The 26,972-nt window shown below is 39.5% G+C and carries 25 protein-coding genes, 1 pseudogene, 1 riboswitch and 2 other annotated features; of the genes and pseudogenes, 20 read left to right on the top strand and 6 right to left on the bottom strand.

What is annotated here, in order from left to right; translation table 11 throughout:
* The first annotated feature begins 11 nt into the window (after positions 1-11).
* The 11 genes from H5R64_RS01225 (at position 12) to H5R64_RS01175 (ending at position 9,961) form a co-directional block, all read left to right on the top strand.
* Positions 12-782, top strand: a complete 771-nt coding sequence (locus H5R64_RS01225) for a ParA family protein (RefSeq protein ID WP_182582573.1) — start codon at positions 12-14, stop codon at positions 780-782.
* Positions 769-1,656, top strand: coding sequence for a ParB/RepB/Spo0J family partition protein (locus H5R64_RS01220; RefSeq protein WP_182580532.1), 888 nt, complete (start codon positions 769-771; stop codon positions 1,654-1,656). The genes H5R64_RS01225 and H5R64_RS01220 overlap by 14 nt, the downstream gene beginning before the upstream one ends.
* Positions 1,657-1,671: 15 nt before the next feature.
* The gene (locus tag H5R64_RS01215; protein WP_182580533.1) at positions 1,672-1,872 is read left to right on the top strand and encodes a DUF951 domain-containing protein; all 201 of its coding nucleotides are present in this window, start codon (positions 1,672-1,674) and stop codon (positions 1,870-1,872) included.
* 39 nt (positions 1,873-1,911) lie between these two features.
* Positions 1,912-3,009: a redox-regulated ATPase YchF gene (gene ychF / locus H5R64_RS01210; RefSeq protein WP_182580534.1), complete on the top strand. Its 1,098-nt coding sequence runs from the start codon at positions 1,912-1,914 to the stop codon at positions 3,007-3,009.
* A 102-nt stretch (positions 3,010-3,111) separates the two neighbouring features.
* Positions 3,112-3,879 (top strand): DUF1129 domain-containing protein, encoded by a 768-nt coding sequence (locus tag H5R64_RS01205; protein ID WP_182580535.1) that lies wholly within the window; start codon positions 3,112-3,114, stop codon positions 3,877-3,879.
* Between the two features lie 262 nt (positions 3,880-4,141).
* Positions 4,142-5,284, top strand: coding sequence for an IMP dehydrogenase (gene guaB / locus H5R64_RS01200; protein ID WP_182580536.1), 1,143 nt, complete (start codon positions 4,142-4,144; stop codon positions 5,282-5,284).
* A gap of 149 nt (positions 5,285-5,433) precedes the next feature.
* Positions 5,434-6,459: an LCP family protein gene (locus H5R64_RS01195; protein WP_182582571.1), complete on the top strand. Its 1,026-nt coding sequence runs from the start codon at positions 5,434-5,436 to the stop codon at positions 6,457-6,459.
* Between the two features lie 251 nt (positions 6,460-6,710).
* A complete protein-coding gene (locus H5R64_RS01190; protein WP_182580538.1) occupies positions 6,711-7,400 on the top strand; it encodes a response regulator transcription factor in 690 nt (229 codons plus the stop codon).
* Between the two features lie 27 nt (positions 7,401-7,427).
* On the top strand, positions 7,428-8,570 hold the full coding sequence (locus tag H5R64_RS01185; protein ID WP_182580539.1) for a sensor histidine kinase: 1,143 nt from the start codon (positions 7,428-7,430) through the stop codon (positions 8,568-8,570).
* A 134-nt stretch (positions 8,571-8,704) separates the two neighbouring features.
* A complete protein-coding gene (locus H5R64_RS01180) occupies positions 8,705-9,586 on the top strand; it encodes an AzlC family ABC transporter permease (RefSeq protein ID WP_182580540.1) in 882 nt (293 codons plus the stop codon).
* Positions 9,587-9,601: 15 nt separating this feature from the next.
* Positions 9,602-9,961 carry an AzlD domain-containing protein gene (locus H5R64_RS01175; RefSeq protein ID WP_182580541.1) on the top strand — a complete coding sequence of 120 codons (360 nt, stop codon included), beginning with the start codon at positions 9,602-9,604 and terminating at the stop codon, positions 9,959-9,961.
* 45 nt (positions 9,962-10,006) lie between these two features.
* Here the strand turns inward: H5R64_RS01175 and pyrE are convergent, their stop codons facing one another.
* Both pyrE and H5R64_RS01165 read right to left on the bottom strand, forming a co-directional pair.
* Positions 10,007-10,657, bottom strand: a complete 651-nt coding sequence (pyrE, locus tag H5R64_RS01170) for an orotate phosphoribosyltransferase (RefSeq protein WP_182580542.1) — start codon at positions 10,655-10,657, stop codon at positions 10,007-10,009.
* Between the two features lie 232 nt (positions 10,658-10,889).
* On the bottom strand, positions 10,890-11,942 hold the full coding sequence (locus H5R64_RS01165; RefSeq protein ID WP_182580543.1) for an AI-2E family transporter: 1,053 nt from the start codon (positions 11,940-11,942) through the stop codon (positions 10,890-10,892).
* Between the two features lie 138 nt (positions 11,943-12,080).
* On the opposite strand from H5R64_RS01165, the gene H5R64_RS01160 reads away from it, so the two are divergent.
* From H5R64_RS01160 to purB, 3 genes are all read left to right on the top strand, one after another.
* On the top strand, positions 12,081-13,259 hold the full coding sequence (locus H5R64_RS01160; RefSeq protein WP_182580544.1) for an SAM-dependent methyltransferase: 1,179 nt from the start codon (positions 12,081-12,083) through the stop codon (positions 13,257-13,259).
* Positions 13,260-13,778: 519 nt separating this feature from the next.
* The gene (locus tag H5R64_RS08690) at positions 13,779-13,952 is read left to right on the top strand and encodes a hypothetical protein (RefSeq protein WP_407657563.1); all 174 of its coding nucleotides are present in this window, start codon (positions 13,779-13,781) and stop codon (positions 13,950-13,952) included.
* Positions 13,953-14,009: 57 nt separating this feature from the next.
* Positions 14,010-15,305, top strand: a complete 1,296-nt coding sequence (purB, locus tag H5R64_RS01155) for an adenylosuccinate lyase (protein WP_182582569.1) — start codon at positions 14,010-14,012, stop codon at positions 15,303-15,305.
* Between the two features lie 69 nt (positions 15,306-15,374).
* Here the strand turns inward: purB and H5R64_RS01150 are convergent, their stop codons facing one another.
* Entirely contained in the window at positions 15,375-16,127 is a 753-nt protein-coding gene (locus tag H5R64_RS01150; RefSeq protein WP_182580546.1) for an NADPH-dependent oxidoreductase, read from the bottom strand.
* 73 nt (positions 16,128-16,200) lie between these two features.
* Between H5R64_RS01150 and H5R64_RS01145 the strand changes: the two genes are divergently transcribed.
* Positions 16,201-16,947 (top strand): alpha/beta hydrolase, encoded by a 747-nt coding sequence (locus H5R64_RS01145; RefSeq protein WP_182582567.1) that lies wholly within the window; start codon positions 16,201-16,203, stop codon positions 16,945-16,947.
* 107 nt (positions 16,948-17,054) lie between these two features.
* Here H5R64_RS01145 and H5R64_RS01140 read toward each other — a convergent pair whose 3' ends face one another.
* The 3 genes and pseudogenes from H5R64_RS01140 to H5R64_RS01130 form a co-directional block, all read right to left on the bottom strand.
* The gene (locus tag H5R64_RS01140; RefSeq protein ID WP_182582565.1) at positions 17,055-18,323 is read right to left on the bottom strand and encodes a homoserine dehydrogenase; all 1,269 of its coding nucleotides are present in this window, start codon (positions 18,321-18,323) and stop codon (positions 17,055-17,057) included.
* An 18-nt stretch (positions 18,324-18,341) separates the two neighbouring features.
* Positions 18,342-19,632, bottom strand: a pseudogene (locus tag H5R64_RS01135) (O-acetylhomoserine aminocarboxypropyltransferase/cysteine synthase family protein).
* Positions 19,629-20,495, bottom strand: a complete 867-nt coding sequence (locus H5R64_RS01130) for a homoserine O-acetyltransferase/O-succinyltransferase family protein (protein WP_182582563.1) — start codon at positions 20,493-20,495, stop codon at positions 19,629-19,631. Before H5R64_RS01130 ends, H5R64_RS01135 begins: the two are co-directional and overlap by 4 nt.
* 111 nt (positions 20,496-20,606) lie before the next feature.
* Positions 20,607-20,854: a binding site (T-box leader), on the bottom strand.
* A gap of 628 nt (positions 20,855-21,482) precedes the next feature.
* Here H5R64_RS01130 and H5R64_RS01125 point away from each other — a divergent pair.
* The 5 genes from H5R64_RS01125 to tyrS all read left to right on the top strand — a co-directional run bounded on the left by H5R64_RS01125 (position 21,483) and on the right by tyrS (position 26,466).
* Positions 21,483-22,169 (top strand): 2,3-diphosphoglycerate-dependent phosphoglycerate mutase, encoded by a 687-nt coding sequence (locus tag H5R64_RS01125; protein ID WP_182580551.1) that lies wholly within the window; start codon positions 21,483-21,485, stop codon positions 22,167-22,169.
* Between the two features lie 226 nt (positions 22,170-22,395).
* The gene (locus H5R64_RS01120; protein WP_182580552.1) at positions 22,396-22,821 is read left to right on the top strand and encodes a hypothetical protein; all 426 of its coding nucleotides are present in this window, start codon (positions 22,396-22,398) and stop codon (positions 22,819-22,821) included.
* A 186-nt stretch (positions 22,822-23,007) separates the two neighbouring features.
* Positions 23,008-23,101: riboswitch (THF riboswitch) on the top strand.
* 57 nt (positions 23,102-23,158) lie between these two features.
* The gene (locus H5R64_RS01115) at positions 23,159-23,716 is read left to right on the top strand and encodes a folate family ECF transporter S component (RefSeq protein ID WP_182580553.1); all 558 of its coding nucleotides are present in this window, start codon (positions 23,159-23,161) and stop codon (positions 23,714-23,716) included.
* Positions 23,717-23,860: 144 nt separating this feature from the next.
* Positions 23,861-24,853 carry a hypothetical protein gene (locus H5R64_RS01110; protein WP_182582561.1) on the top strand — a complete coding sequence of 331 codons (993 nt, stop codon included), beginning with the start codon at positions 23,861-23,863 and terminating at the stop codon, positions 24,851-24,853.
* A gap of 106 nt (positions 24,854-24,959) precedes the next feature.
* Positions 24,960-25,160: a binding site (T-box leader), on the top strand.
* Positions 25,161-25,212: 52 nt separating this feature from the next.
* Positions 25,213-26,466: a tyrosine--tRNA ligase gene (tyrS, locus tag H5R64_RS01105; RefSeq protein WP_182582559.1), complete on the top strand. Its 1,254-nt coding sequence runs from the start codon at positions 25,213-25,215 to the stop codon at positions 26,464-26,466.
* The last annotated feature ends 506 nt before the right edge of the window (positions 26,467-26,972 follow it).

Genomic DNA, 26,972 nt, shown 5'->3' with positions numbered 1-26,972 from the left:
GAGGGAGAAAAATGGGTTATGTTATTGCGTTAGCTAACCAAAAAGGTGGCGTTGGGAAGACTACGACGAGTGTGAACTTAGGGGCTTGTCTAGCGGATGCCGGCAAGAAAGTTCTCCTGATTGACTTAGACCCTCAAGGAAATGCAACGAGTGGTTTAGGAGTCGATAAAAAGGATATTGATGAAAGTGTTTATGATGTCTTAATCAATGATGTTGAATTAAAAGACGTGATTATGAAGTCAAGTCATGAGGGCTTAGATATTGTCCCAACAACAATTGCCCTTTCTGGTGCGGAAGTTGAATTAACAAACTTAATGGCCCGAGAAACCCGGTTAAAGGATGCTTTTGGGGATGTTCGGGATGAATATGACTATATTATAATTGACTGTCCGCCTTCACTTGGACTATTGACGATCAATGCCTTTACTGCCTGCGACTCAATTTTGATTCCGGTTCAGAGTGAATACTATGCCCTTGAAGGACTGAGTCAGCTGTTGAATACGATTAAGTTGGTTCGGAAGCACTTCAATTCTGATTTAAAGGTTGAGGGAGTCTTATTGACGATGTATGATAAGCGGACAAACCTGGGGCAACAAGTTAATGCAGAAGTGAAGAAGTACTTTGGTGACCAGGTTTACGAAACGATCATTCCACGTAACGTTCGTTTATCTGAAGCACCAAGTCATGGACAAGCAATTGTTGATTACGATAAGCGATCAACGGGGGCGAAAGTTTACCAACAATTAGCAAAGGAAGTGTTAGCACGCCATGGCGAAAAATAAGCAAAGCGGATTAGGACGGGGAATTGAGGCGCTCTTTGAAGAGAATGATTTAAACGAGATTAATGATAACGAAACCGTTCAGGATGTTAAGTTGTCCTTGATACGGCCCAATCCATATCAACCACGGCGGACCTTTGATCAAAAGGCACTCCGAGAATTAGCATCATCAATTCAGGAATCAGGTGTCTTCCAACCAATTATCATTCGTCAGCCGGATCCAAAGCTAAAACGCTATGAACTAATTGCTGGTGAACGGCGGTTCCGGGCCTCAAAATTAGCTCATCAAGAAACAATTCCGGCAATTATCCGACAAATGAGCGACGAAAAGATGATGGAAGTTGCCGTTCTAGAAAACCTTCAGCGAGAGGATTTAACTCCTTTAGAAGAGGCCCAAGCTTACCAAACACTAATGGATAGGCTTTCATTAACTCAAGCACAGGTTGCTGAGCGACTTGGGAAGAGCCGGCCATACATTGCTAATTATTTACGGTTATTAGGTTTACCAAATGAAATTAAGGAATTAGTTTCTGCTGGCAAGCTTTCAATGGGACAGGCACGGACATTATTAGGTTTGAAAGATCGTAAGCAATTAGTTAAACTTGCTAAGCAGGCGGTAGAAGAGAACTTGACTGTCCGTCAGCTTGAAGAATTAGTTGCACAGATGAATGGAACTGCTGAAAAGAAGCGGACTAAGCGTCGCCAACGTAAGCCAGCCTATGTTCGTGAAGCTGAGTCACAATTACAGAGTAAGTTTGGGACAAAGGTTGCGGTTGCGCCAAGTAGAAAGAAAAACGCGGGTAAAATTGAAATTCCGTATAGTTCTGCCGATGACTTTAACCGAATTTTAGAAGTTTTGAATATTTCATTAGATTAGGGAGGATAATCACTGATGGCTGCATATGATAAGGGCGATATTGTAATGATGAAGAAGCAACATCCGTGTGGTACCAATCGGTGGTTAATCACACGTGTCGGTGCTGATATTAAGATTCAATGCACTGGTTGTGGTCACATCGTAATGATGACGCGGCAAAAGTTCGATAAGGGTTTTAAAAAGGTCCTCGAAAAAGCCGCAAATTCGGAAGATTAATTACTAAAAATATTAAATAAAAAGGAAAGTGAACAACTTATGTCATTAACTGCAGGGATTGTTGGGTTACCAAACGTTGGTAAGTCAACCTTATTTAACGCAATTACTAAAGCTGGGGCTGAAATGGCCAACTACCCATTTGCAACAATTGATCCGAATGTGGGGATGGTTGAAGTTCCTGATAGTCGTCTTCAACGAATTGATGAAATCATTCCAGCAAAGAAGATTGTGCCAACAACATTTGAATTTACTGATATTGCCGGGATTGTAAAGGGTGCTAGTAAAGGTGAAGGACTTGGAAATAAGTTCTTGGAAAATATTCGTCAAACTGATGCGATTGTTCATGTTGTGCGCGCCTTTGATGATAATGACATCACAAGTGTTACTGGGAAAGTTGACCCAATCGAAGATATTGATACCATTAATTTGGAATTAGTAATGGCCGACTTAGATGCTGTTAACAAGCGTTTAGCTAAGGTTCAACGTGCAGCCAAGGGACGTGATAAAGAAGCATTGGCTGAATTAGACGTTTTAAACAAGATCAAGCCAGTTCTGGAAGATGGGAAGAGTGTTCGTTCAATTGATTTTAACGATGATGAAAAGAAAATCGTTAAAGGACTCTTTTTACTTACCAGTAAGCCAGTTCTTTATGTTGCCAACATCTCTGAAGATGACATGGCTGATCCTGACGCTAACAAGTACATGGACCAAATTAAGGAACACGTTAAAGATGATGGTGAAGTCATTGGTGTTGCCGCAGCTGCCGAAGAACAAATTGCTGAAATGGACGAAGCAGATAAGGCTGATTTCCTTGAAATGGAAGGAGTTAAGGAACCTGGTTTGAACCGGTTGATTCGGGCTGCTTATAAGCTCTTAGGTCTTGAAACCTTCTTTACTGCGGGTGGCCCTGAAACCCGGGCGTGGACATTCAAGAAGGGTACCAAGGCACCACAGGCAGCCGGAATCATTCACTCTGACTTTGAGCGTGGTTTTATTCGGGCCGAAGTAATGAGCTTTGATGATCTTGATAAGTTAGGATCTGAAGCTGCAGTTAAGGAAGCAGGTAAGCTTCGTCTTGAAGGTAAGGATTACGTCATGCAAGATGGCGACATTGTGGAATTTAGGTTTAACGTTTAATTAGAGTGCGAGTACGTTTCGACTGTATTGTGTAAAACTATCAGGCGAAGTGTAGCACTATTGCCCAATACCACATCACCACAATAAGAGAGGAGTTTCATCGTGAGCGAAAACCAACCACGAAATGCTCAAGCTGGTCAACGACAAAAAGAACACTTAAAAGAAGACCGGCGTGAAGCAGGAAATGAAATTAGTAAGCATAATTTAACAAGAAAAAACGAGGAGTTCGTTTTTCAATTAAATAAGCAACTTGAACGTCAAGGAGTTGCTAAAGAAAAACGTCCCGAAATTATTCAGGATACAATTACCCAACTTAAAGAAGGTCAAAAGGCTGGTAAAACTGCCAAGGCATTATTTGGAACACCAACCGAATATGTTAAGAATTTAAAGGATCCAAAGAAGAACAAGCAAGTCAATCATATGACCAAACAATCAATTAAGTTACTTTCAATTGACAATATGCTGATCTTCTTTAGTATCTTTACCTTTATGTTTGGTATTATGTTCTGGATTTCCCCAGCTGCGATGAAGATGGCACATTATGGGAGTAGTGGTCTCTTGGCAATTATCCTGGTTGCTGTTTCTGGTGGGTTATTGTTTGGCTATGTTGCTTCACAATTACAGCCGGTCAAGAAAAATGGTAAGTGGGTACAAGCTAAGCCCCTCTGGTTCCGGATCTTAACCGTTGCTTTTGGGTTAGTGGTTTGGTTGGCTGTTTATATGGCATCAAGCTTACTCCCTAACGCTATCAACCCTCGTTTAAATGCTTGGGCATATATTATTCTTGGGGTAATTACCTTTATCGGTGACCTTGTTTTTCGGCGGAAATACCACGTTACGGGTTCCTTTTATGGTAATCGACGTAAGTAATTTAAAAAAGTTCGTGATTTATTCGCGAGCTTTTTTGTTTAAAGAGAAGTCGGATATTTTCATTTAAATGGATAATAAGATTAAATAATCGCCGAACTTTTTGCGAAAAACCCGTTTATTTATTGGGTAACGTTCGATAATGTTCTTAGATTTCGGAAAATAATCGTTAAATTTACGGATATTTTAAATACTTTGTTGATTTTTCGAATGATAGCTAGTAAAGTATAGCTAATCTAAATTCGAAAAAGGAGTGTCTAGTCACATGTCAAATTGGGATACTAAGTTTGTCAAGAAGGGTTTAACGTTCGATGATGTCCTTCTGATTCCTGCAGAAAGTCACGTTTTACCCAATGAGGTTGACCTTAGTACAAAATTAGCCGATAACATTAAGTTAAATATTCCGATTATTAGTGCCGGAATGGATACTGTTACTGAAGGAGCAATGGCAATCGCGATGGCATTACAAGGTGGACTTGGAGTGGTTCATAAGAATATGTCCATCCAAGCCCAAGCAGGGGAAGTTGCTAACGTTAAGAGTGTAGTTGTTCCCGCAAGTGCAACTAAGGCTGCGGTTGATGATCAACACCATTTACTTTGTGCTGCTGCTGTAGGTGTGACTAGTGACACGTTTGAACGGGCTCAAGCATTATTGGACGCTGGGGCAGATGCAATCGTAATTGACACTGCTCACGGTCATTCTGCTGGTGTTTTACGGAAAATTAAAGAAATTCGTGATCACTTCCCAGATGTAACTTTAATTGCCGGAAACGTTGCTACAGCATCAGCTACGAAAGCTCTTTATGATGCTGGAGTTGATGTTGTTAAAGTTGGAATTGGACCTGGTTCTATTTGTACTACTCGAGTTGTCGCTGGGGTTGGTGTTCCTCAAATCACTGCCATTTATGATGCCGCTCAAGTAGCTCGCGAATATGGTAAGCCAATCATTGCTGATGGAGGAATTAAGTACTCTGGTGATGTTGTTAAGGCTCTCGCAGCTGGTGGAAATGCTGTTATGCTTGGTGGAATGTTATCTGGTACTACTGAAGCACCTGGGGATATTTACGAAGATAACGGAAAGAAATACAAGGCTTACCGTGGAATGGGATCTGTTGGTGCAATGGCACAATCTCATGGCTCTTCAGATCGGTATTTCCAAGGTGGTGTTAACGAAGCTAATAAGTTGGTTCCAGAAGGAATTGAAGCTCGTGTTCCATACAAGGGTGACGTTGCGGATGTTCTCTTCCAAATCGATGGTGGTCTCCGTTCAGGGATGGGATATGTTGGTGCCCCTGATATCCCAACCATGATTGAGAATGCCCAATTTGTTCAAATTACCAACGCTGGTCTTCGTGAATCACACCCACATGATGTTCAAATTACTAAGGCAGCTCCAAACTATAAGTAAAAAAGATGAAAAAGGATTCCAGAGTTTAGCTTGCTGATTTTCGGAATCCTTTTTGTGTGGAAATAAATTATTAGTAAAAAGTGTTTTCATTCGGTGATCGTGTTAGAATCAATTTATAATTTTGAAATAGTTAATTTGGGGAGAAAAGTATGGATAGTCAATCAGATAATAAATTTCCGTTAACTCGTGCTGAGTATCAGCGACAAATCCATAATGGTAATAGTGATGGACCGCAACGTCACTGGGGTAAAAAAACTTTTTGGATTCTTATCCTAATTCTTTTGGTTATTGCCATAATTTTTGGTGGGCTTGCCTGGTTTAACGCAAAACAAACGAGTGATCAGATGTTTACTTCATCAGGGGCAAATAAGGAGCGGAATGCCCAAAAAGTTCTTTCTCAAAAACGGCCGGTATCAATCCTCTTATTAGGAACGGATACCGGTGATCTTGGACGAACTTATAAGGGACGGACAGATACGATCATGGTAATGACGATTAATCCGCAGACCAAGAAAACAATTTTAATGAGTATTCCGCGAGACATGAAGGTTAATTTGCCAGGTTATGCCGATGAATCACCAGCAAAGATTAATGCAGCCTATACATATGGTGGGACGAAGGAAACGATCAACACCGTTCAGAAATATTTCAATATCCCGATTGATTTTTATGCTTTAGTAAATATGGCGGGCATGAAGCAGGCAATTAACCAAGTAGGTGGAGTAACGGTTACTTCACCGTTAACCTTTACTTATGAAGGGTATTCATTTACCAAGGGTGTTCCTGAACATATGAACGGGACGAAAGCATTGAAATTTTGCCGGATGCGGTACGATGATCCACAAGGGGATTATGGGCGTCAACAACGGCAGAAGATGGTCATTATGGCATTGTTAAAGAAGTCCGCATCTTATAAGACGGTTCTTAATCAAAAATTTTTGAAGACGATTTCGAAAAATGCTAAAACCGATCTAACCTTTAATGATATGATGACTCTTGCAAAGTCTTACCGAAAAGCAACGAAAAATATTCAACAGGGCCACGTTCAAGGGACTGATGATGATTCTGATGGTCAAGCCTATCAGGATGTTTCATATAATGAACGACAACAGGTTTCGAATACATTACGAAAGAATCTTGGCCTTGATCCAGTTAGTCTTGATTCTGGAGAATAGATTTTAATAATGAATAGTTAAACATGGAGAGGCTGGAAAAACGGTTTGTTTTTCAGCCTTTATTTATTATTAATGTTTTCCGACTTATAGAGGGGATTAACCAGAGTCGGTTAGCCAACCAGGCTCTCGAGAAGGTTAATTCCCAGCTTCTCATTATAAATTTCTTTAAACTATTCTGGAAAATAGCACCGTTGAAATCGGGAAACGCTTATAATAGTAAATTAGTAAGAAAAATTTAAGGGGTGGATAAAATGAAGATATTAGTAGTTGATGATGATAAAGAAATCGTTCAGTTACTAGAAATTTACATTCGCAATGAAGGCTACGAGCCAGTTACTGCATATAATGGTAAAGAAGCCTTGACAAAGTTAAATACTAATCCTGATATTGGGTTAATAATTCTTGATTTAATGATGCCTGAAATGGATGGGATGCAAGTAATCAAGCAGGTGCGGAAGGATTCAGATATTCCTATTCTGGTTCTTTCTGCGAAGACTGCAGATATGGATAAGATTCAGGGGTTAATTAGCGGAGCCGATGACTATGTTACAAAACCATTTAACCCCCTTGAAGTAATGGCGCGAGTGAAGTCACTTTTGCGGCGAAGTCGGGGTGAAGTAACGAATGATACTCCTGATATTTTGAATGTTGGGCCATTGACAATTAACAAGGATTCTCATGAAGTGAAGACGATTAAGGGTGATACTATTCAACTGACTGCACTAGAATTTGGAATCCTTTACCTTCTAGCTAGTCACCCCAACCGTGTCTTTTCTGCTGATGACATCTTTGAACGGGTATGGCAACAAGAAAGTGTTGTTTCCGCAAAGACGGTAATGGTTCATGTTAGTCACCTTCGGGATAAGATTGAAGAAGCAACTAATGGTGAAAAAGTTATCCAAACTGTTTGGGGTGTTGGATACAAAGTTGAAAATCACTAGAATCTTTAAGGTTACGGAGGAGAGACGTTGAAATTAACGGGACGGGAGAAAAGTTCGCTAATCCTGGAGGGAGTTATTACGGTAATCCTGCTGATTTTACTAAATATGGCGATAGTTATGATTGCGCAGGACGTCATCCAGAGTAACCCGGGAATCAATAGTGGGATCTTTATGATTAAGCAGTCAATGCGGATTGGCCCAATGCAAGCCCAAATCTGGAGCTATCAGCGGATTTTGATTGCAATTTTGATTGTGATTGATGTTTGGGTTGTTTGGTGGCGATTGCGCCGACGGTACCACTTATACCAAATGAACCATATTATTCAGGAATTGCACTATATTGCTCAAGGACATCTTGATCACCGAATTCCTTTTCGGTTAAAGGGAAGCGAACAACACGTTATTGCTAGCGTTAACGCTTTGGTTGATAGCGCAGTTCAGTCAATGGATGATGAACGGAAGATTGAAAAGTCTAAGGACGAGCTCATTACGAATGTTAGTCACGATCTCCGTACGCCACTAACAAGTATTATTGGTTATTTGGGTTTAATTGAGGACAAACAATACCGAAGCGAAGAAGATATTCTGAAGTATACTCATATTGCCTATGAAAAGGCCAAGCAAATGAAGAATTTAGTTGAGGATCTCTTTGAATACACTAAAGTTCAGCAACATGGGAGTCCAGTTAATATCATGAAGATTGATCTTAATCAGCTCTTGGAGCAGCTGACGGCGAGTTTTGAGCTAGAAGCTCAGCATAAGGGGATTGAGATTACATCGTCTGTTGAACCTAATCCGTTAATGATTGAGGCTGATCCTGAGAAAATTGGTCGGGTATTTAGTAACCTAGTTGCTAATGCTTTGAAGTATGGTAACGGCGCTAGTTATATTAAGATTACTGCCCGTCAAGAACGAGATCGGGTGGTGGTGAAGGTTAGTAACGATGGGACACCAATCCCGGCTGAGTCTATTGATCACCTGTTTGAACGATTTTATCGTGCTGAGGGTTCACGTTCTCGGGCAACTGGTGGTACAGGATTAGGATTGGCAATTGTTAAAAGTATTGTTGATCTGCACCATGGAGATGTGCGGGCAACGTCAAATACCGATGAAACCAGCTTTATTGTTAATTTACCACTAAAACAGGAACAACCTAAAAAAAAGAATTAATAGCAAAAACATCAGGATTTATGAATTAAATCCTGATGTTTTTATATTCAGGTGATTTTGAATGTGTTAAACTGAAAATTGGTTATATTGGCTCACTATGGAGTTAATTAGCATATTTTATTGGAGGAAATTCTGTGGCTAAAGCGCAACAAATTAATCCCGAAAAAGCACGTTGGCTAGAAGTTTTAGGCATTGCAATGCCACTTTGCTTAAGTTATATCCCGATTGGACTAGCTTGTGGTATTTTATTGCATGCTGCGGGTTTCAACTTTATTATGACGTTAATTGTCTCGATCGTGGTTTTTTCTGGTGGTGCCCAGTTTATTCTGGCATCCCTGTTAACAATTCACGCGCCGTTAACTTCGATCTTCGTAACCCTTTTCTTTCTAGAATTGCGGTATGCTTTACTTGGCTCAAGTCTTTCGAAATATATCAAATCTGAATCGCAGCATTTCATTTGGTTGTTTGCTGTATCAATGAACGACGAAAACTATGCCGTTAACTATTTGAAATTTGCAACTGATAAAAAATGGAAACCAAAGGATGCTTTATTGGTTGAGCACTACTCGTTGATTTCTTGGTCAGTTTCTAACATGGTTGGTGGACTAATTGGAAGTGCAATTTCAATTAATCTCGAAGTCGTTGATTTTGCTTTGACTGCGCTCTTTATTTACATGATTGTTATGCAGATGCGTAGTCACCTCACACTTATTATTTGCTTACTTTCAGCGGTTCTAGCTGTCTTCTTCATGGTAATTACGCACAGTATTATTGGGGTTGTGATTGCTACGTTAATCGCTTCGTTTGTTGGGTTCTTGATTGAAAATACGGTACGGAAGTATTCAAAGAAGCCAAACGAGAATTGGTTTCTTTCCAAGCTTTTCCGTCCACGGGCAACCCGAATTACGGTTGAGGATCAGGAAGCAGAAGAACAACACCTTCTTGAAGAAAAAGCAGAAGAAGCAAAGAAACGGTCGACTGATTCACAGTCACCTGAATCAAGTCAACATGATTAATGGGAGACTAGTAGTATGGAGTTTATAGTATCTCAAATCGGTAGTAACCAAATTCTTTACCATATCGTTGTGATTATTTTTGCGGCAATTGCAGCGTTTATTCCACGGTACTTTCCAATTCACTTCTTCTCTTCGCGGAAGATTCCTGAATGGTTCAATGAGTGGATGAAATATGTGCCAATTAGCCTATTTACAGCCTTAGTCATTAAGAACATTTTTATCACTACTAAAGGTTATCATTTTGTTCCGTATGATCATCCAGATCAGATGATTGCTGCGGTAATTGTTATGATAATTGCTTACTTTACTCGTTCAATGTCAATTTCAGTTATTGCGGGACTAATTGGAGTTTGGCTTCTGAATATGGTGTTTTAAAATAGTAAAAGGGACTGACAATATTGTCAGTCCCTTTTACTATTTTTACAGTGCTAACAGCCCGTGTTGGTTGCTCCATTTCATCGGATCTTTTCGCCACTCTTGAAGGGACTTCAGGTGATCGGTATTAATTAAGCCATTTTCCTTCGCAAGGTTTACCAAGGTACTGTAATTGGTTACTGAGTAGTATTGCAGACCGTTGACCATGAAATTTTGTTCTGCAGCCTGGAGTTGGTAAGTAAAGATAGAAACTACCCCGATTACTTCTGCTCCTTCGCTTTCAATTGCGTGGACAGCATTCAGAACGCTTCCACCGGTTGAAATTAGATCATCAATAACAACGACTTTTTCTCCTGGTCGAAGGATTCCTTCTACTTGTTTTCCTTCGCCATGATCTTTTGGTTTAGTTCGGACATAAACCATGGGAAGACCCATTTGTTGGGCAACTCCTGTGGCATGTGGGATTCCAGCCGTTGCTGTTCCGGCAATTGCCTCAGCCTCATTAAAATGCAGCTTAATTTGTTCTGCCATCCCGTTAACGATTGCCTGACGAACATCGGGGAAAGAGATTGTAAGGCGGTTATCGGTATAAATTGGTGACTTCATCCCACTAGCCCAGGTAAAAGGCTTCTCTGGATTAAGAGTAACTGCATTGATGTTTAATAAGACTTGAGCAACACGTTGTGAATATGTCATTAGTATTTCCTCCTAGGTGAATCAAAAGTTATTCAAAAATACCTAGTTGAAATAATTGGCGCCAGATCCCTTATTTGTCCATTACATAAAAAACCTTTCTAGTAATGGACTAGAAAGGTAGATCAATACTTACTGCGTTCAATTAAATCCTTCCTAGACTCTCTGGACTAAGTTAAAGGTATTTCGTTGCTCATAATAATAGATGGCTGACTAGAGAATGTCAAGGCCAAAATTAATTTTTAGCTTCTCTTTGGTGATGTTTGAGAGAGATTGACTTTTTCTTGATCTGTTTAACCCCGAGAATATCCAGGAGAAAGGTGAAAATAGGGACCCCAACAATTAATCCCCACGTGCCGAAGAAATGTTCCGCAACTAATAACACAATAAAAGTATAGAAGATTGGTAACTCAGTTTTGCTGGACATGAACTTGGGGTTTAAGACATATGCCTCTAAGGCGTGAATTACACAAATCATAATGACGATGTAGATAACATCCCGAAATCCGCCAACGGAATAAGCAACCATTGAAAGGGGAATTAATGAAATGATTACTCCGGCGACTGGTACTAAACTAAAGATGAAGACCATTAAAGCTAAGGCAAAGATTTGGGGCATATGCATGAACAAAAGGCAAATTGTTGTAATCACTGTGTTACAAATGGCGATAAAGAATTGGGCTTCTAAGACTACCCCAAAAGTATTTATGAATTTCTTGCCGAAGTAATTAATATCACTGAAAAACCAGCCGAAATCGCTATCAAGAAATGTTCGGGTAAATTCATTCATTTGATTTAGTTCAAGACTATAGAAGAAACTAAGGATAAATGACATTAGGAAAGTAACCGTCATCGAGCCAATACTAGTTAAAGTACTTACAGCGATAGTAACACCATGCTTTGCTTGTGCCATAATTGTACTCCAACTGACATAGTGGTTAACGTAGTGCATAATTTCGGTTCCTTGACGTGAACTATAAAATTTGACCACGGAATTAACCATTTTAATAACTTGGTTAACTAAAACCGGAAGGTAGCGGGTAACGCCAATATAAATTGCCGCAATTAAAACAATATATGTAATGATTACGGTGAAAGATGTTGATAACCTAGGGAGATGATGTTGGAGCCACCGAACCCAGCTAACAACAATAAATGTTAGAATAAACGTAAAAAGAATTAAGTTCATCAGCGATCGAAGGAGCCATAGCACGAAAATAATTAGGGCTAAAACCACGAAGCGACGTAACTTAACGTTGGCAATAAAACGGTGCCAAGCATCAGTCATTATATTTCCTCCTCTACTTTATGCTGTAGTTACCCCCATCTTAGCAAATAATCAATGGCCTGAACATTATTATCACTGTATTTTGCCTGGGAGTGTTATAATGATCTCATACTTTTTTTGAAAGAGGGATTCGTAGAAATGTTAGAAAAGACGTTCTATAAGTCACTGTTAAGCCACTCATTCAATATTCCAGTTAAGGTGGTTTACTGGGATGGCAAGAGTGCAGTTTATGGTGAAGGTGAGCCAGAAGTAACAATTACTTTCAAGGAAAAGATTCCTATTCGTGATGTTACAAAGAACGCCTCCATTGCCCTTGGGGAAGCATATATGGACGGCAAAATTGAAATTGACGGTAGTATTCAAAAGCTAATTACTGCAGCCTATGAAAGTGCTGGCAGTTTCATGCGAAGTTCCAAGTTCCGGAAGTTTTTACCAAAGCAAGGGCATTCTGAAAAGGAAAGTGAAAGTGATGTTCAAAGCCACTATGATGTTGGTAACGACTTTTACAAGTTGTGGCTTGATGACACTTTGACATATTCCTGTGCTTACTTTGAGCACGGCAACCGTGATGATTTGACTAGGGCTCAGATTGACAAAGTTCACCATATTTTAAAGAAGCTTGATCCCAAACCAGGCAAGAGCTTACTTGATATTGGTTGTGGATGGGGAACATTAATGCTCACTGCAGCTAAGGAATATGGTTTGCGGGTTACAGGAGTAACTTTGAGTGAAGAACAATTTAACCTTGTTCAAAAGCGGATTAAGGATGAAGGGTTAGAAAATGTTGCGGAAGTTCTCCTTGTGGACTATCGTGAACTTGGTGACCGAAAGTGGGATTACATTACCTCGGTAGGAATGTTTGAACACGTTGGTAAGGAAAACCTTGGTCTTTACTTTAAAGATATTTATAAGTACCTTACCAGTGATGGGGTTGCTTTGATTCATGGAATTACCCGTCAACAAGGGGGGGCCTTTAACGGTTGGATCAATAAGTACATTTTCCCAGGTGGTTATATTCCTGGGCTTGATGAAATGGTTGAGCATATCGTTGAAAACAATATGCAAATTTCAGATATGGAAATGCTTCGTCGTCATTACCAACGGACTTTGGAAATTTGGGATATGAATTTCAATGCTCACCGTTCCCAAATTGAAGATATGATGGGCGATCGTTTTACTCGGATGTGGGATCTTTATCTTCAAGCATGTGCTGCTTCATTTGAATCTGGTAATATTGATGTTATCCAATATCTCATCACCAAAGGCCCATCCGGCACCAATCTTCCTATGACAAGAGATTACGTATATGAAAAATAGAGTGCGAGCAGGTAAAGAAGGCCCGTAAGACAACAATTTCTCCCAACTGGATGCTAAAAGCATCTGGGAGGGAGTTTGTTGTCTATAGGGACTTCCCTGCGAACACGTTTTGACTATGTTACTTAGAACACTAACTCTAGGAAACTCGAGCGAACACAATAGCTGAGCAAACAAAAAAATCAGGGAATTGCAGATTTCCTGATTTTTTTATTCTCCCACGATAAGCGAACATTATTAAAAATGATAATTAATTAAGTTCGTTAAAATATTGTAATTCTGAAGTTGTTTTGTTATGCTTAAAGCAGCTTTTGTAGCTGACCGATGAGTGTGATGGTAGTGAATATAATTGGTTAACGGTTGAAACTGGCTGTGAGATTCTTAAATAATTTAGTATCGATTTATCGTTTCTGATCACCGGATATCAAATGAATTGTTCGCGTTTGCGTGAAACACGGTCAAAATGGAACCAAGGTGATCACTACTAGCGCAGGCGAACCAACCCATTTGCCAGTGGTCAACATGTTGATGAGCATGGAAGCTAATAGCCAAAAAAGCATTATCATTTTCATGTCTACGGGTAAAGTCAAGGTGCGTTATAAACGTAAAATGGGACACATCATAATTTTGACTAATGATATTAAAAAGGTGTTAACCGAAATAGAAATAAATGATCTCCATATTTGGGATAAATAATTTTCAGAACATGGTATATTGTTATCTAGAGAAATAATTAGAGAGGAACTTTAACTAATGATTGACCGTTATACTAGTCCAGAAATGGCGAAGATTTGGAGTTTAGAGACTCAATACCAATGCTGGTTAGAAGTTGAAATTGCAGCTGATGAGGCTTGGAGTAAGCTTGGTCATATTCCAGTTGAAGACGTGGAGAAAATTCGAAAGAATGCTAAATTCTCTGTTGAAGGGATCGCTGAAATTGAGGCAGTGACCCACCACGATGTCATTGCCTTTACTCGTGACGTTTCTAAGTCACTCGGACCTGAACGAAAATGGGTTCATTATGGTATGACCAGTACTGATGTTGTTGATACTGCTCAAGGGCTTCGCCTAAAGAAGGCTAATGATATCATTCGTCAAGATATTGATAATTTTATGGCTGTCTTAAAAAAGTTAGCCGAGAAGTATAAGTACACTGTTTGCATGGGACGGACACACGGGGTTCATGCTGAACCAACTACCTTTGGGTTAAAGGTAGCCCGCTGGTATTCCGAAATGAAACGGAACAAGGAACGATTTGAACATGCTGCTCGGGGCGTTGAAGCCGGAAAAATTTCAGGAGCCGTGGGAACATTTGCCGAAATCGATCCCTTTGTTGAAAAATATGTTTGCGAACGACTGGGATTACGGGCTCAAGAGATTTCAACCCAAGTCCTCCCGCGCGATCTTCATGCGGAATATATCTCTGCTATTGCCTTGATGGGAACGAGCTTAGAGAATATGGCTACCGAAATTCGTTCATTACAACGAACTGAAATTCATGAAGTTGAAGAACACTTTGCCAAGGGCCAAAAAGGTTCATCCGCAATGCCCCACAAGCGTAACCCAATTGGTTCTGAAAACATTACTGGTTGTGCACGGGTTCTGCGGGGAAATGTTGTTACAGCGATGGAAGATGTTACTTTATGGCATGAACGAGATATTTCACATTCTAGTGCGGAACGGATGATCTTACCTGACTCTACATCACTGATTGACTATATGCTTCGTCGGTTTGGCCGCCTTCTGGTTAATTTGGATGTTTTTCCAGAAACGATGAAGAATAATATGGATAAGACTCTTGGTTTAATCTATAGTGGTCGAGTTCTCCTAAAGTTAGTTAATAGTGGAATGACTCGTGAAGCGGCATATGACTTGATCCAACCATACACTGCTAAGTGTTGGGCAGAACAAGTTCCATTCCGGCCATTGCTTGAAGCTGATCCAACGATTCAAAAGCAGCTTTCTAAAGAAGACCTTGACGATGCCTTTGATTACCACTGGCACCTCCGTCACGTTGACGATATCTTTAAGCGTATTGGTCTGGATTAACGTGAGAGTGAAGTAATTGAAAAAGGTTCCAAGCATTCAATTATTGAATGCTTGGAACCTTTTTTGTTATTACTCTAATGCCAGTCCCTGATTATGTAAAGCTTGTAGAAGCATGTCACGACTCGTTTTATGATTGTTTAGTTTGGGACCGTTAATTTGATTAGTAAACGAATCAATTCGTTTATTAGCATCTCGTAAATCATAGTATGTGGTTACTAGTTGGTCATAATCTTTAAGGTCGTTAATTGAGAAATCACGTGGATAATCATTATCGAAAGTGATTTGATTGAGTGGTAATCGTGGCTTTAATTGTGGCTCTTGATCTGGGATCCCGACTTGTAAACCAAGGATGGGGAAGGTCATTTTTGGTAGACCGAGTACTTGAATTAGTTTGTCTGGATCATTCTTAACCGAACCCAGAACCACACCACCAAGTCCCATACTTTCGGCAGCGGTTAATGCACTTTGCAAAGCTAAAATTGTGTCTTCCACGGCCTGCATAAAGATGTCGGTTGTGTGCAAGCGACCATCATCATTGCCGAGTTGGTGACGGATCTGCTGGTTCCGATATAAGTCGGCAATAAAGATAAAGAGATCCCCTTCGGCCCCAACATAGGGCTGTTCAGCAATTTTTCGAACTGCAGCCTGCTTTTTTGGTTCAGTTAAGTGTAAAATACTAAACTGCTGAAGGAACATGCTCGTTGAAGTATGCCGAGCCGCTTGATAAATGGTCGTTAGTTGTTCAGCACTTAGTGACTGATCCTTGAATTGGCGAATTGAGCGGTGGTTAACTTGTTGGTCTGTAGTGAAATTATGAATCATTTCGAGACACCTCCTATTTCTAATTATAGTAAAATAACAGGGTAGAAAACAAAATTAAAGGGAGCCAGTAGAAATGGATGTAACTGTGAAACGTGGTGGTCTCACTCTTCGTGGTGTCTTAGAGGGAACGGAAAATCTCCAGAATAAACAGGTGGCAATTCTGATGCATGGTTTTCAAGGTAATCGTGGCTATGAAGCAGGAAGCTTACTTTATGACTTATCTCATAAATTAAACGAAGCAGGAATCCCAACGCTTCGGTTTGATTTTGGTGGTTGTGGAAAGAGTGATGGCAGCTTTACCGATATGACCGTATATAGTGAAATCAATGATGGAATGAAGATTATTGATTTTGCGCGCTTTCAGATCAAGGCGCAACAGATTTACTTAATTGGTCATTCTCAAGGTGGAGTAGTAGCTTCAATGCTGTCTGCATATTACCGTGACGTTATTACTAAAGAAGTCTTAATGGCCCCTGCGGCGACTCTCAAAGATGATGCATTAAAAGGAGTCTGTCAAGGGACAAAGTACGATCCTAACCACATTCCATTAACGATCGATGTTCATGGAGTTGCTGTAAGTGGAGAATATTTTCGGACAGCCCAGTTACTGCCAATTTATGAAACTGCTCAACATTTTATGGGCCCAGCACTGATAGTTCATGGCCTAGAAGATACGGTTGTTTCGCCAGAAGCGGCTAAGAAATATAACATTGTTTTGCCAAACAGTGAGTTACACCTGATTGAGGGAGAGGGACACCGGCTTAATGGTAAACGTGAATCGGAAATTTTAGAATTGGTGACAAATTATTTGCAAAGATGATAAAGGGGAAGGTAACATATGTCCCCTACATAGTAAAAATGTTACAGTACAGTATACAAAAGGAGTTCCTAGAGGCTAACTTCGCCTCAAAAAAGCGAATTAGTAAGCTAGTTCTGCTTTACTTCTTTTATCGCTTGCAATTTCACCGTTCCATAAACCGGTAAGTAGCTAACCGCAAAATCGTTACCAATTGTTTCAAGGAGTAAGTTAAGCTTTTTGTGGGAAATTACTGGAGTGAGGCCACTCCAGTAGTTGTGGTTACTAGTTTCATTTTGCCAATCAATTGAATCAACTGGCCGAGTTGACCGGCCATAGATGGTGATTAGGTATGATTGTGGAGCATTATTTAGTGTAGAGGGGGTAAGCTCGCTGTGGTAGTTATTAAATGCGTTCCCGCAGTCATAGTTCAGAATATCATTTGCAGCAGCCGCAAGGTCACTCAGAATACTATTAGCAGTTGGTTTGGCACCTGCACCAGGTCCGGTATAAACACTTGAACCAAGAGCATTACTCTCGATTGCGATAGCATTTTGAACACCATTAACTTGAGCAAGTTGGTCATTGTTATCAACCAGTGTGGGACCAACGGAAGTGTAAAGGCGGTTGGAGAGTCGTTTAGCAATTGCAAGGAGCTTAATTGTGTAGCCGAATTGTTTGGCGCTTGCTAACTGGGCACTAGTTAATTGGTCGATCCCACGAACGTTGAGATTTGTTGGGTCGAGTGCTTTTCCAAAGGCAAACTGACTGAGAATGCTCAGCTTATTGGCGGCATCAATTCCCTTAACATCGTTTACGGGATTAGCCTCCGCATACCCCTTTTGTTGGGCATTCATTAAGGCCTTGTCATAACTCAGATTATCACTGACCATTGCTGAAAGAATATAGTTAGCAGTTCCGTTAATGATTCCAGAGACCCGGGTAATTTGGTCGGTGACGAGACTACTGCTGAGGACGCGAAGGATCGGAATTCCCCCGGCAACACTTGCTTCGTAGAGAAAGTCAACGTGACGACTTTTGGCAAGTTGTGCTAGCTTTGGACCGTCGATTGCGAGGAGATCCTTATTAGCGGTGATAACAGACTTATGGTTATAGATTGCTTGGACGATTGCTTGGCGAGCACGATTAATGGTTCCCATAGTTTCGACGATTATTTGGATTTCCGGATCATTCAAAACTTCATCAATCTGGTCAGTCAAGATTGTTTCCTCGGGAAGGGAAAACTTCCGTGGTTTATTTAAGTGGGCAACAGCGACTCGCTTTAAGATAAAGTGGACGTTTGTGGTTTGCTCAATTTTTGCCGCATGTTCCTGGAGTAATTTAACAACGCCCCCACCAACGGTCCCGAGACCAAGAAGGCCAATTTTAATCGTTCGCATATGAGAACTCTCCTTTGCTTAAATTTTTGCTAGAGCTTGATCAAGATCCGCAATCAAATCATCAGCGTTTTCAATTCCAACAGAAACTCGAATTAGATCGGGCGTAACACCAGCCGCTTTTAATTCTTCAGGGCTTAATTGAGCATGGGTAGTTGATGCCGGGTGAATAATGAGTGACTTGGCATCAGCAACGTTGGCTAAGAGGGAGAAGAGCTTTAAGTTACTGATGAGTTCCTTTCCGGCTTCTTCACCGCCTTTCAACCCTAGCGTAAAGATTGAACCGACACCGTTCGGGAAATACTTATCGGCTAGTGGCTTATATGGACTATCTGCTAATTCTGGATAATTAATCCAAGCAACTTTCGGATGATTATTAAGAAAGTTAACGACCTTTCGGGTATTGGCAACGTGACGTTCAACCCGGAATGATAATGACTCTAGGCCTTGAAGGAGTAAAAATGAGTTAAACGGACTAATAGTTGCTCCAAGATCCCGAGCGGATTCAGCGCGAACCTTTGTTGTAAATGCAGCTGGTGCAAGGTCGGTAAATACTAAACCATCGTATTGATCATTTGGTGTAGTAAAATCAGGGTAACGACCACTAGCTTTGTAATTGAACTTACCATTTTCAACAATTACACCACCCATTGTTGTTCCGTGTCCCCCAATGAACTTGGTAGCGGAATGAACTACAATATCAGCACCTAGATCTAGCGGTTTAACAAGGTATGGAGTACCAAAGGTGTTATCCACAATAAAGAGGATCCCGTGATCATGAGCAATTTTGGCGATCTTCTTAAAATCGACCAGGTTAATACCAGGGTTACCGATACTTTCAACGTAAAGGGCTTTAGTGTGTTCGTTGATTGCCTTAGCGAAGTTTTCTGGATCGTCTGGATCAACGAAATTGGTTTTGATCCCTAATTTAGGAAGAGTAACGGAGAATAAGTCATAAGTACCACCGTAAATAGTGCTTGCGGAGACGATTTCGTCCCCCCTGTTGGGCAATATTTAAAATCGCAGCGGTGATTGCGGCTGAACCAGTAGCGAGGGTGATTGCGGCAGTGCCGTGTTCCAAAGCCGCTACTCGCTTGTCCACGACATCGGTAGTTGGGTTGGTTAACCGGGTGTAGATGTTACCGGGTTCCTTTAATGAGAAGCGGTCGGCTGCCTGCTTGGCGTCCTTAAAAACATAAGAAGTGGTTTGATAAATTGGGACAGCTCGAGCACCAGTTTCATCAACGGTTTGGCCAGCGTGAACTTGGAGGGTTTCAAAATGATATTTTGGGTTTTGTTCTTGTTTACTCATACTAATGTACCTACTTTCTGTTGTGTAAATGTGTTTAACCAATTTTGATAAATTTGAATACTTGATTGTTGCCATGAATAGTTAACTTTACCGATCTCAACGTTAGCAAAGTAGTTATGCGGTTCCTGAATAGGGAGCCGCTTTTTTAGATCACGGTAGTATTCCTTAGCTAACGTATCCGATTCGTACTCTGGATGGCCGGTGATGTACGTCCGGTGGTTAGAAGGAGAGTAATAAATTAGCGGTCCAATCTGTTTATTAGTTGCAATAACTTCCAAGTCATCGGGAAGGTTATTGGGATCAATAACTGGTGTAGAGTGACGTGATTGAGGAATCTTAATGGCGTGAAAATTATGTGAAAGCCGATTGTGTTCATTGATACTTGTTGCTTGGTAGATGCCGAAGAGCTTTTGCGATAATTGTTGTTTATTAAGTTGGTAGTCGTTATAGAGACCGCCAAGTGCTGCCCAACATTCAAGCAACGATTGCTTGGTATGCCGCTTAGCCCAGTCACAGATTGTTCGGAATTCTTCCCAATAATCAACTTGGTGGAAGTTAAGCTGTTCAACTGGAGCACCAGTAATGATTAAGCCATCAAATGATGAACTTTCGACATCATCTAAGCTTGCGTATGCTTTAGCGATTGCAGAGTAAGAAATATTTTTGAAATGGTGAGTTGCGAGATATAAGAAGGTAAATTCAATATCTTGATTCAAATTATTAAAGCTTTCTAAGAATTGTCGTTCGGTTACTTCCTTGGTTGGCATAAGGTTAACTACCAAAACAGATATTGGATCTTTAAGGTAATGATTTTGCCAGCGACCGTTACTGAGCAAAAAGCCGTTTTTTGCGTTTGCTGTCATGGTGGAGTCTCCTTTCTAGAAGAGTGAATGATGAAACATGCTTGCCCTACAAGCTCTTTGGGACGATAGCGATCTAAACAAAAAAGCTCCCACCCCATAGTTCGTATAGAACTATGGGACGAAAGCTTTCGTGGTACCACCCTGAGTTTGTTGCTATTTCGCAATAACAACCTCGTTAAGTACTCATTTAGACATGAATACTCCGCAATATAACGGTTGCTATCCGTCTAACTTAGCCGGGAGGACCAAAGTTAGATGACTCAGAGCTCATCTTCATACTGTTCCCGAATATCCTTTTTCACCAACTAAGGACTCTCTACAAAACGGTAAGGTACTACTCTTCTCTTCAAAGTCTAATTAAAATTTAATTGATTATTAGTTTAATCTTAATTTAATGGAAGTCAATAACAATCTAAAAAGTTTATAAAGATTAGTGAGAAATTCCCGAGATAACAGATGAAAAAACTTTTATTTAATTTTATTAATATGACTGAATCTATTTACTAATTCCTACAATAAAAGACTAACTTTATTTGGGATAACTTAAATAAAATTGATAAATTACGTTATTAATTGTTTAATAAAGAGAAATATATTAATGACAAACTAAGTAAATAAAATTTAAATATCCCAAATAGAATAATAGTATTCATACTCAAGTGAAGAAGCTGTAGCTAGAGATAGAAAAGTTGCTTTATACCCAGAAAAATAGATGTGGCAAACAATAGAATTTAATGGTTTGTGGGGTGGCTACCTAGATTAGGTGACAGTATTATGAATTTCGTTACTGAAAAAACGAGATATTAAAACATTAAACTTACTAGTTTCGATCTGTTTCTTGAGTGAATTGGAGTTCTTTTAATTTTGTTCGCACTTAAGTTCATCAGAACGGGATTTCCCCTATTGGAATTTTGTGGTGTTTGGATTAAAATAATTAAGTAATGCTGTACAGTATAGCGATTTTAAGAAGAAAGAGGTCATTAGAACATGGCAAAACTAGTTTTAATTCGTCACGGCCAAAGTGAATGGAACTTATCTAACCAATTCACTGGTTGGGTTGATGTTGACTTAAGTGAAAAGGGTGTTGAACAAGCTAAAAATGCAGGTAAGGCCCTTAAGGAACATGGAATTGAATTTGACTATGCATACACTTCAGTATTGAAGCGGGCGATCAAGACTTTGCACTACGCTCTTGAAGAATGTGACCAACTTTGGATTCCAGAAACCAAGACTTGGCGTTTGAACGAACGTCACTATGGTGCACTCCAAGGTCACAACAAGAAGAAGGCTGCTGAAAAGTATGGTGACGAACAAGTTCACATTTGGCGTCGTTCATACGATGTTTTACCTCCATTACTGAGTGCTGAGGATGAAGGGTCTGCTGCTAAGGACCGTCGTTACGCTAACTTAGACCCACGGGCTATTCCTGGTGGTGAAAACTTGAAGGTTACTTTGGAACGGGTTATTCCTTTATGGCAAGATGAGATTGCTCCAAAGCTTCTTGATAATAAGAACGTTATCATTGCTGCTCATGGTAACTCTCTCCGTGCTTTGAGTAAGTACATCGAAAATATTTCTGACGAAGATATCATGAACCTCGAAATGGCTACTGGTCAACCAGTTGTTTATGACTTCGATGAAAAGCTTAATGTTTTGAGCAAGGAAAAATACTAAAATAACGTAAGGCTGGATTAAATTCCAGCCTTTTTTATATACTATGCTAAATAAATAATTGACGAAAGTTAGCATAATATGTAGAAAATGTGATTATTATAATCATATATAAAAATATTAATCATTATTTCTGAAGATTTAAATCAGTAAGGCTTATTACTTGTATAAATTAAACATTAAAAATATAATAATAATTGTAAAGAATATATCTCAGGAGGTTATTATTATGGCTGATTATGCAAAACGTCAATTAAAAGCATTGGATCGGATTGCTAAGAAGATTGCAGATGCTGAGGGGCACTTAACACGGATTGAAGATAGTGTTGATAACGAAAAACATCACACTGCTCAACACGAAACAATCAAGGATATTAAGTCAATTCTTAAGCACGCTCAAAAGGTTGATAAGTATGACGACAAACTTGAACGTGTTGCTGGTGAGGGTCGTAAGGATCCTGCTGAAAACCACTACATCTACATTGAAGATGAAGAACCTGTTATCAAAGACTTGAAGAAGGGCTTTGAAGAACTTGAAAAGCAACTTGACGAGTTAGACGAAAGCAAGGGTGGCAAGATTAAGGCTTTCCGTGCTGAACACGGCTACCTCGAAAAAGCACAAAAGATCCTAAAGAGTGCAGGTAAGTTAGATTAAATTTATTTGGCATAATTGAATATTTATCCTGTCGAGGTTAGCTTGAGATGAGCTGGTCTCGACCTTTTTATTTGTTACTAGAGAAAAGCGAATTATCTAAGTTTACATACTTGATCACCAATTATTTATCCATATCTTTAGTTTGATGTTATTGAATAATATCCGTAAGCAGGGTATATTATGGCTGTTGGGGTAGGGATTACCGAGTTATTGTCCAACGGAACGGAATGTGAACGTTGGAAGGAAGCCTTTGCTGCTTGATAATTCCGCATTCACCACAAAGACATTTGTCAATGTGTTCCCTAACAAAATAAATTTATGTAGGGAGTGGATTGAAATGTCCTCAATTTTATCTTTTGCTGGACCACGTTTTACGACTAAGCGGCTTACGCTTGCTGGGATGCTAATTGCCCTTGAGGTGATTTTGGATAAGATTTCCATTGGTAACCCGACAATTTTAAAATTTGGCTTTGGCTTTATTGCTACCGCATTAATTGGTTATTATCTTGGACCGTGGATTGGTGGCTGGTCAATGGTAGTTAACGATATTATCAGTAATACCATTCTTAATTCAGGAACAGCCTTTTTCCCGGGCTTTACATTTTCGGCTTTCGTTTCGGGAGTACTTGCTGGAATGTTCCTGTATAACCAGAAAGTTACGTGGCAACGGGCGTTAGTATATGAATTCTTCCAAACCTTAATTACGAACGTTATTTTTACGACCTTTTGGATTTATATTATGAGTCTAAATTCTGGAAGCAACGGAAGAACATTTTGGGCCCTTTTACTTATTCGCTTACCCAAAGAGGTTATTACTTGGCCGTTAGAGGGGATCATTGTTTTCTTCATTCTTAGACGACTGAGTCAAATTTATAGTAGTACAAATATAAGTTAACAAAAGATGGCCTTTAGTGTTTGAGAATTCGAACACTAAAGGCCTTTATGAATTTTTTATGAAAAAAGCGATTTGAAAATTGAGGTTTGTTCTTTTTATGTTATTATGAAAAATATATTCTGAAATAATTGGAGAGAGTATTAAATGAAGAAACGTTATCATTTGTCCTTAAAACAGTTCGTTCATGACTTGAAGGGACTAGTTAAACCGCATTACCAAGCGTCAATGTGGCCACTCGGTGGAGTGATGATTATTTTTCTTGCATTATCGTTTATTGTTGGTTACTTTGCCCAGGGAATTCTAAGTTCAATGGGAATGGCCATGATGATGATTATGTATGGGATGGCATCACCTGCAGCAATTGGTTTGGCATTACTTGAATTGCTGATTGCAATCATCGTTCTAATTGCATTGTCATTCTTCTATTCATTCTTTACTACTGCTGCACAATTTACTTATCAAGATAAGGTTCGTCATCCTGAACAAATCGTGAGTGCTGGTTCAGTATGGATGCATTACAAGCATTTGCGGAAGAATCAATTATGGCGAATCATTCTGTACACAGGATTGTTTGTATTCCTGTGGAGCTTACCATTAGATATTATTGGTGGACTAGTTGCTAAGAACCAGGTTCTAGTAATTATTTGCCGGATCTTAAACGACATTGTGATGGCATGGAAAGGGATTGAATATTCACAGGCAAACTTCCTTTACCGTGATCGCCAACCACAATTTCTCGGCCAATCAATGCGTTATGCTTTAACTGCTAGTCGTCGGTTTATGGGTGGTCGGAAGTGGAACTACTTGTTAATTATGCTTGTAGTCGTCTTCATTCCGATGGTTGTCTGGGAAGTAATCTTTGGTGCTTTAGCCTACTGGGGCATCTACACTGCAATATACCCGTTAGTATATATTGGGTTATTATTAATGATCCTTGGTTTTGCAGCTTACTTGCCAGTGATTTTCGCCAGTGGTGCTCTTTACTATGAAGAAGCAAAGAAGACTGCTAATCTTGATGAAGACTTTGCTGGAACATTTAAGCCAGTTGCTGAATTAACTGGAGAAGCTTACGTTCATGAAGTCTACACACCCAAAAAAACGAAAAAAGGTAAGACTAAGCAAGATAAGAAGAAATAAGAAAAGTAAATAATTATTAAAATAGAGGCTGATGGAAAAATGCTTTTCCACTGGCCTTTTTTAGCTTGACAAAAGGTTACTTCTCCCGGTACAATGACGGCAATAAATAAAGGCATTGAAGTAATTTAGTAGTCGACTAACTAGTCGTCTAGAGATCAGGTGGTTGCTGCAAACCTGACAAGGTTAGCTGACGAATTACACTTACTGAGCTTTTCAATTATGAACGGATCGTCTCGTTATCGACTAGAGAGGTAATTACTTAAAGTAGTTACAATTCAAGGTGGTAACGCGGTAAATCGTCCCTGACTTCATTATGAGGTTGGGGATTTTTTGATCCATACAGTAGGAGGCAAATATTAATGAACATTATTGATGAACTCGAATGGCGTGGTGCAATTAATCAAACTACTGATAAGGAAGCATTAAAGGAGTTAACTGAAAGTAAAAATATTGGACTATACTGTGGGACTGATCCAACAGGAGACAGTCTTCATATTGGTCACTTGATTCCATTTATGATTCTAAAACGGTTTCAACTTGCTGGACATCACCCGGTAATTATTATCGGTGGTGGGACTGGTGCAATTGGTGATCCATCTGGGAGGAAGACTGAACGGACCCTTCAAACTGAATCTCAATTGGAACACAATAAGAAGGCGTTAACCGAACAAATGAAGAAACTCTTCGGCACTGACAACTTTACTATTGTTGATAACTATACTTGGCTGAAGAACTTTACCATGATTGACTTCTTACGTGACTTTGGGAAACTTTTTAATGTGAATACGATGTTAAATAAGGAGGTAGTTGCTAGTCGACTTGCTTCAGGGATTTCCTTTACTGAATTTACCTACCAAATTCTTCAAGCAGTTGATTTCCTTCACCTTTATCAAAGCAATGATGTTCAACTTGAAATTGGTGGTTCCGATCAATGGGGGAATATTACTGCCGGGATTGATTTGATTCATAAGGTAGAAGGACCAGATGCGAAGGTATATGGCTTGACCATTCCATTGATGCTTAAGGCTGATGGAACAAAGTTTGGTAAGACTGCCGGTGGTGCTATTTGGCTTGATCCAAAGAAAACTTCACCATACGAATTCTACCAATTTTGGATTAACCAAGATGACCGAGACGTTGTTAAATACCTTAAGTACTTCACCTTTTTATCTAAAGATGAAATTGATGAGTTGGCAGAAAAAGTTAAGAAGGAACCGTGGAAGCGTGAAGCTCAACGTCGCTTAGCTGAAGAAGTTACTAAGTTTGTTCATGGCGAAGAAGGTTTGGCTGAAGCACAAAGAATTACAAAAGCATTGTTCTCTGGGGATGTTGCTGACTTAACCACTGAGGAGATTGAACAAGCATTTAGTAATGTTCCTTCTGTTGAAGTAAGCAACGAAAAGAAAAATATCATTTTATGGTTAGTTGATGATACTAAGATTGAACCATCACGTCGCCAGGCACGGCAGGATGTCGAGAATGGCGCAGTTCATATTAATGGGGAAAAAGTAACGGATATAGATGCTGAGATTGATCCTAGTAGTCATTTTGATGGGAAATTCGTAATTGTTCGACGTGGTAAGAAACGTTACTTCTTAGTTCGGGTGAAATAATTTAAAAATTAGATTGTTCTGTTTATAGGTGCTCATGTCATAGATGCGACGAGCACTTTTTATTTTATACTATTATCTATTAACAATTCAGTAGGAATAATTATTATTGTTCGGCATGATCAGCAACATATGAATAATGCTTCATATTAGTTATTGACGAAAGGAAAAAAAGAATGTATAGTATAGTTCCTGTTGAGAAAAGTAAATTGATTTACGGATAGAAAATCAATTATTTTTATTCCAAAAAATATATTGACTATTTCTCGACGGAATGATATATTGTATAGGCTGCTTATTAAAACGACTTAATTGCTTAAAATTAATTAGAATTAGTTGTTGACATCAAATTAAGTAAGTGATATAATAATTGATGTTGCTTAGTTACTCGGCTAAGCAAGTAGACCTTTGAAAACTGAACAAAGTTTCGACGAATCAAATGTGTAGGGTCTTCAATCATTACGATTTGAAGCAAAAACATTTGCGAAGTCAATTCGCTTAATTAATTT

The organism is Limosilactobacillus fastidiosus, assembly GCF_014145505.1.
GTDB classification, from domain to species: Bacteria; Bacillota; Bacilli; order Lactobacillales; family Lactobacillaceae; genus Limosilactobacillus; species Limosilactobacillus fastidiosus.
This window is presented reverse-complemented; position numbering and strand designations above follow the sequence as displayed.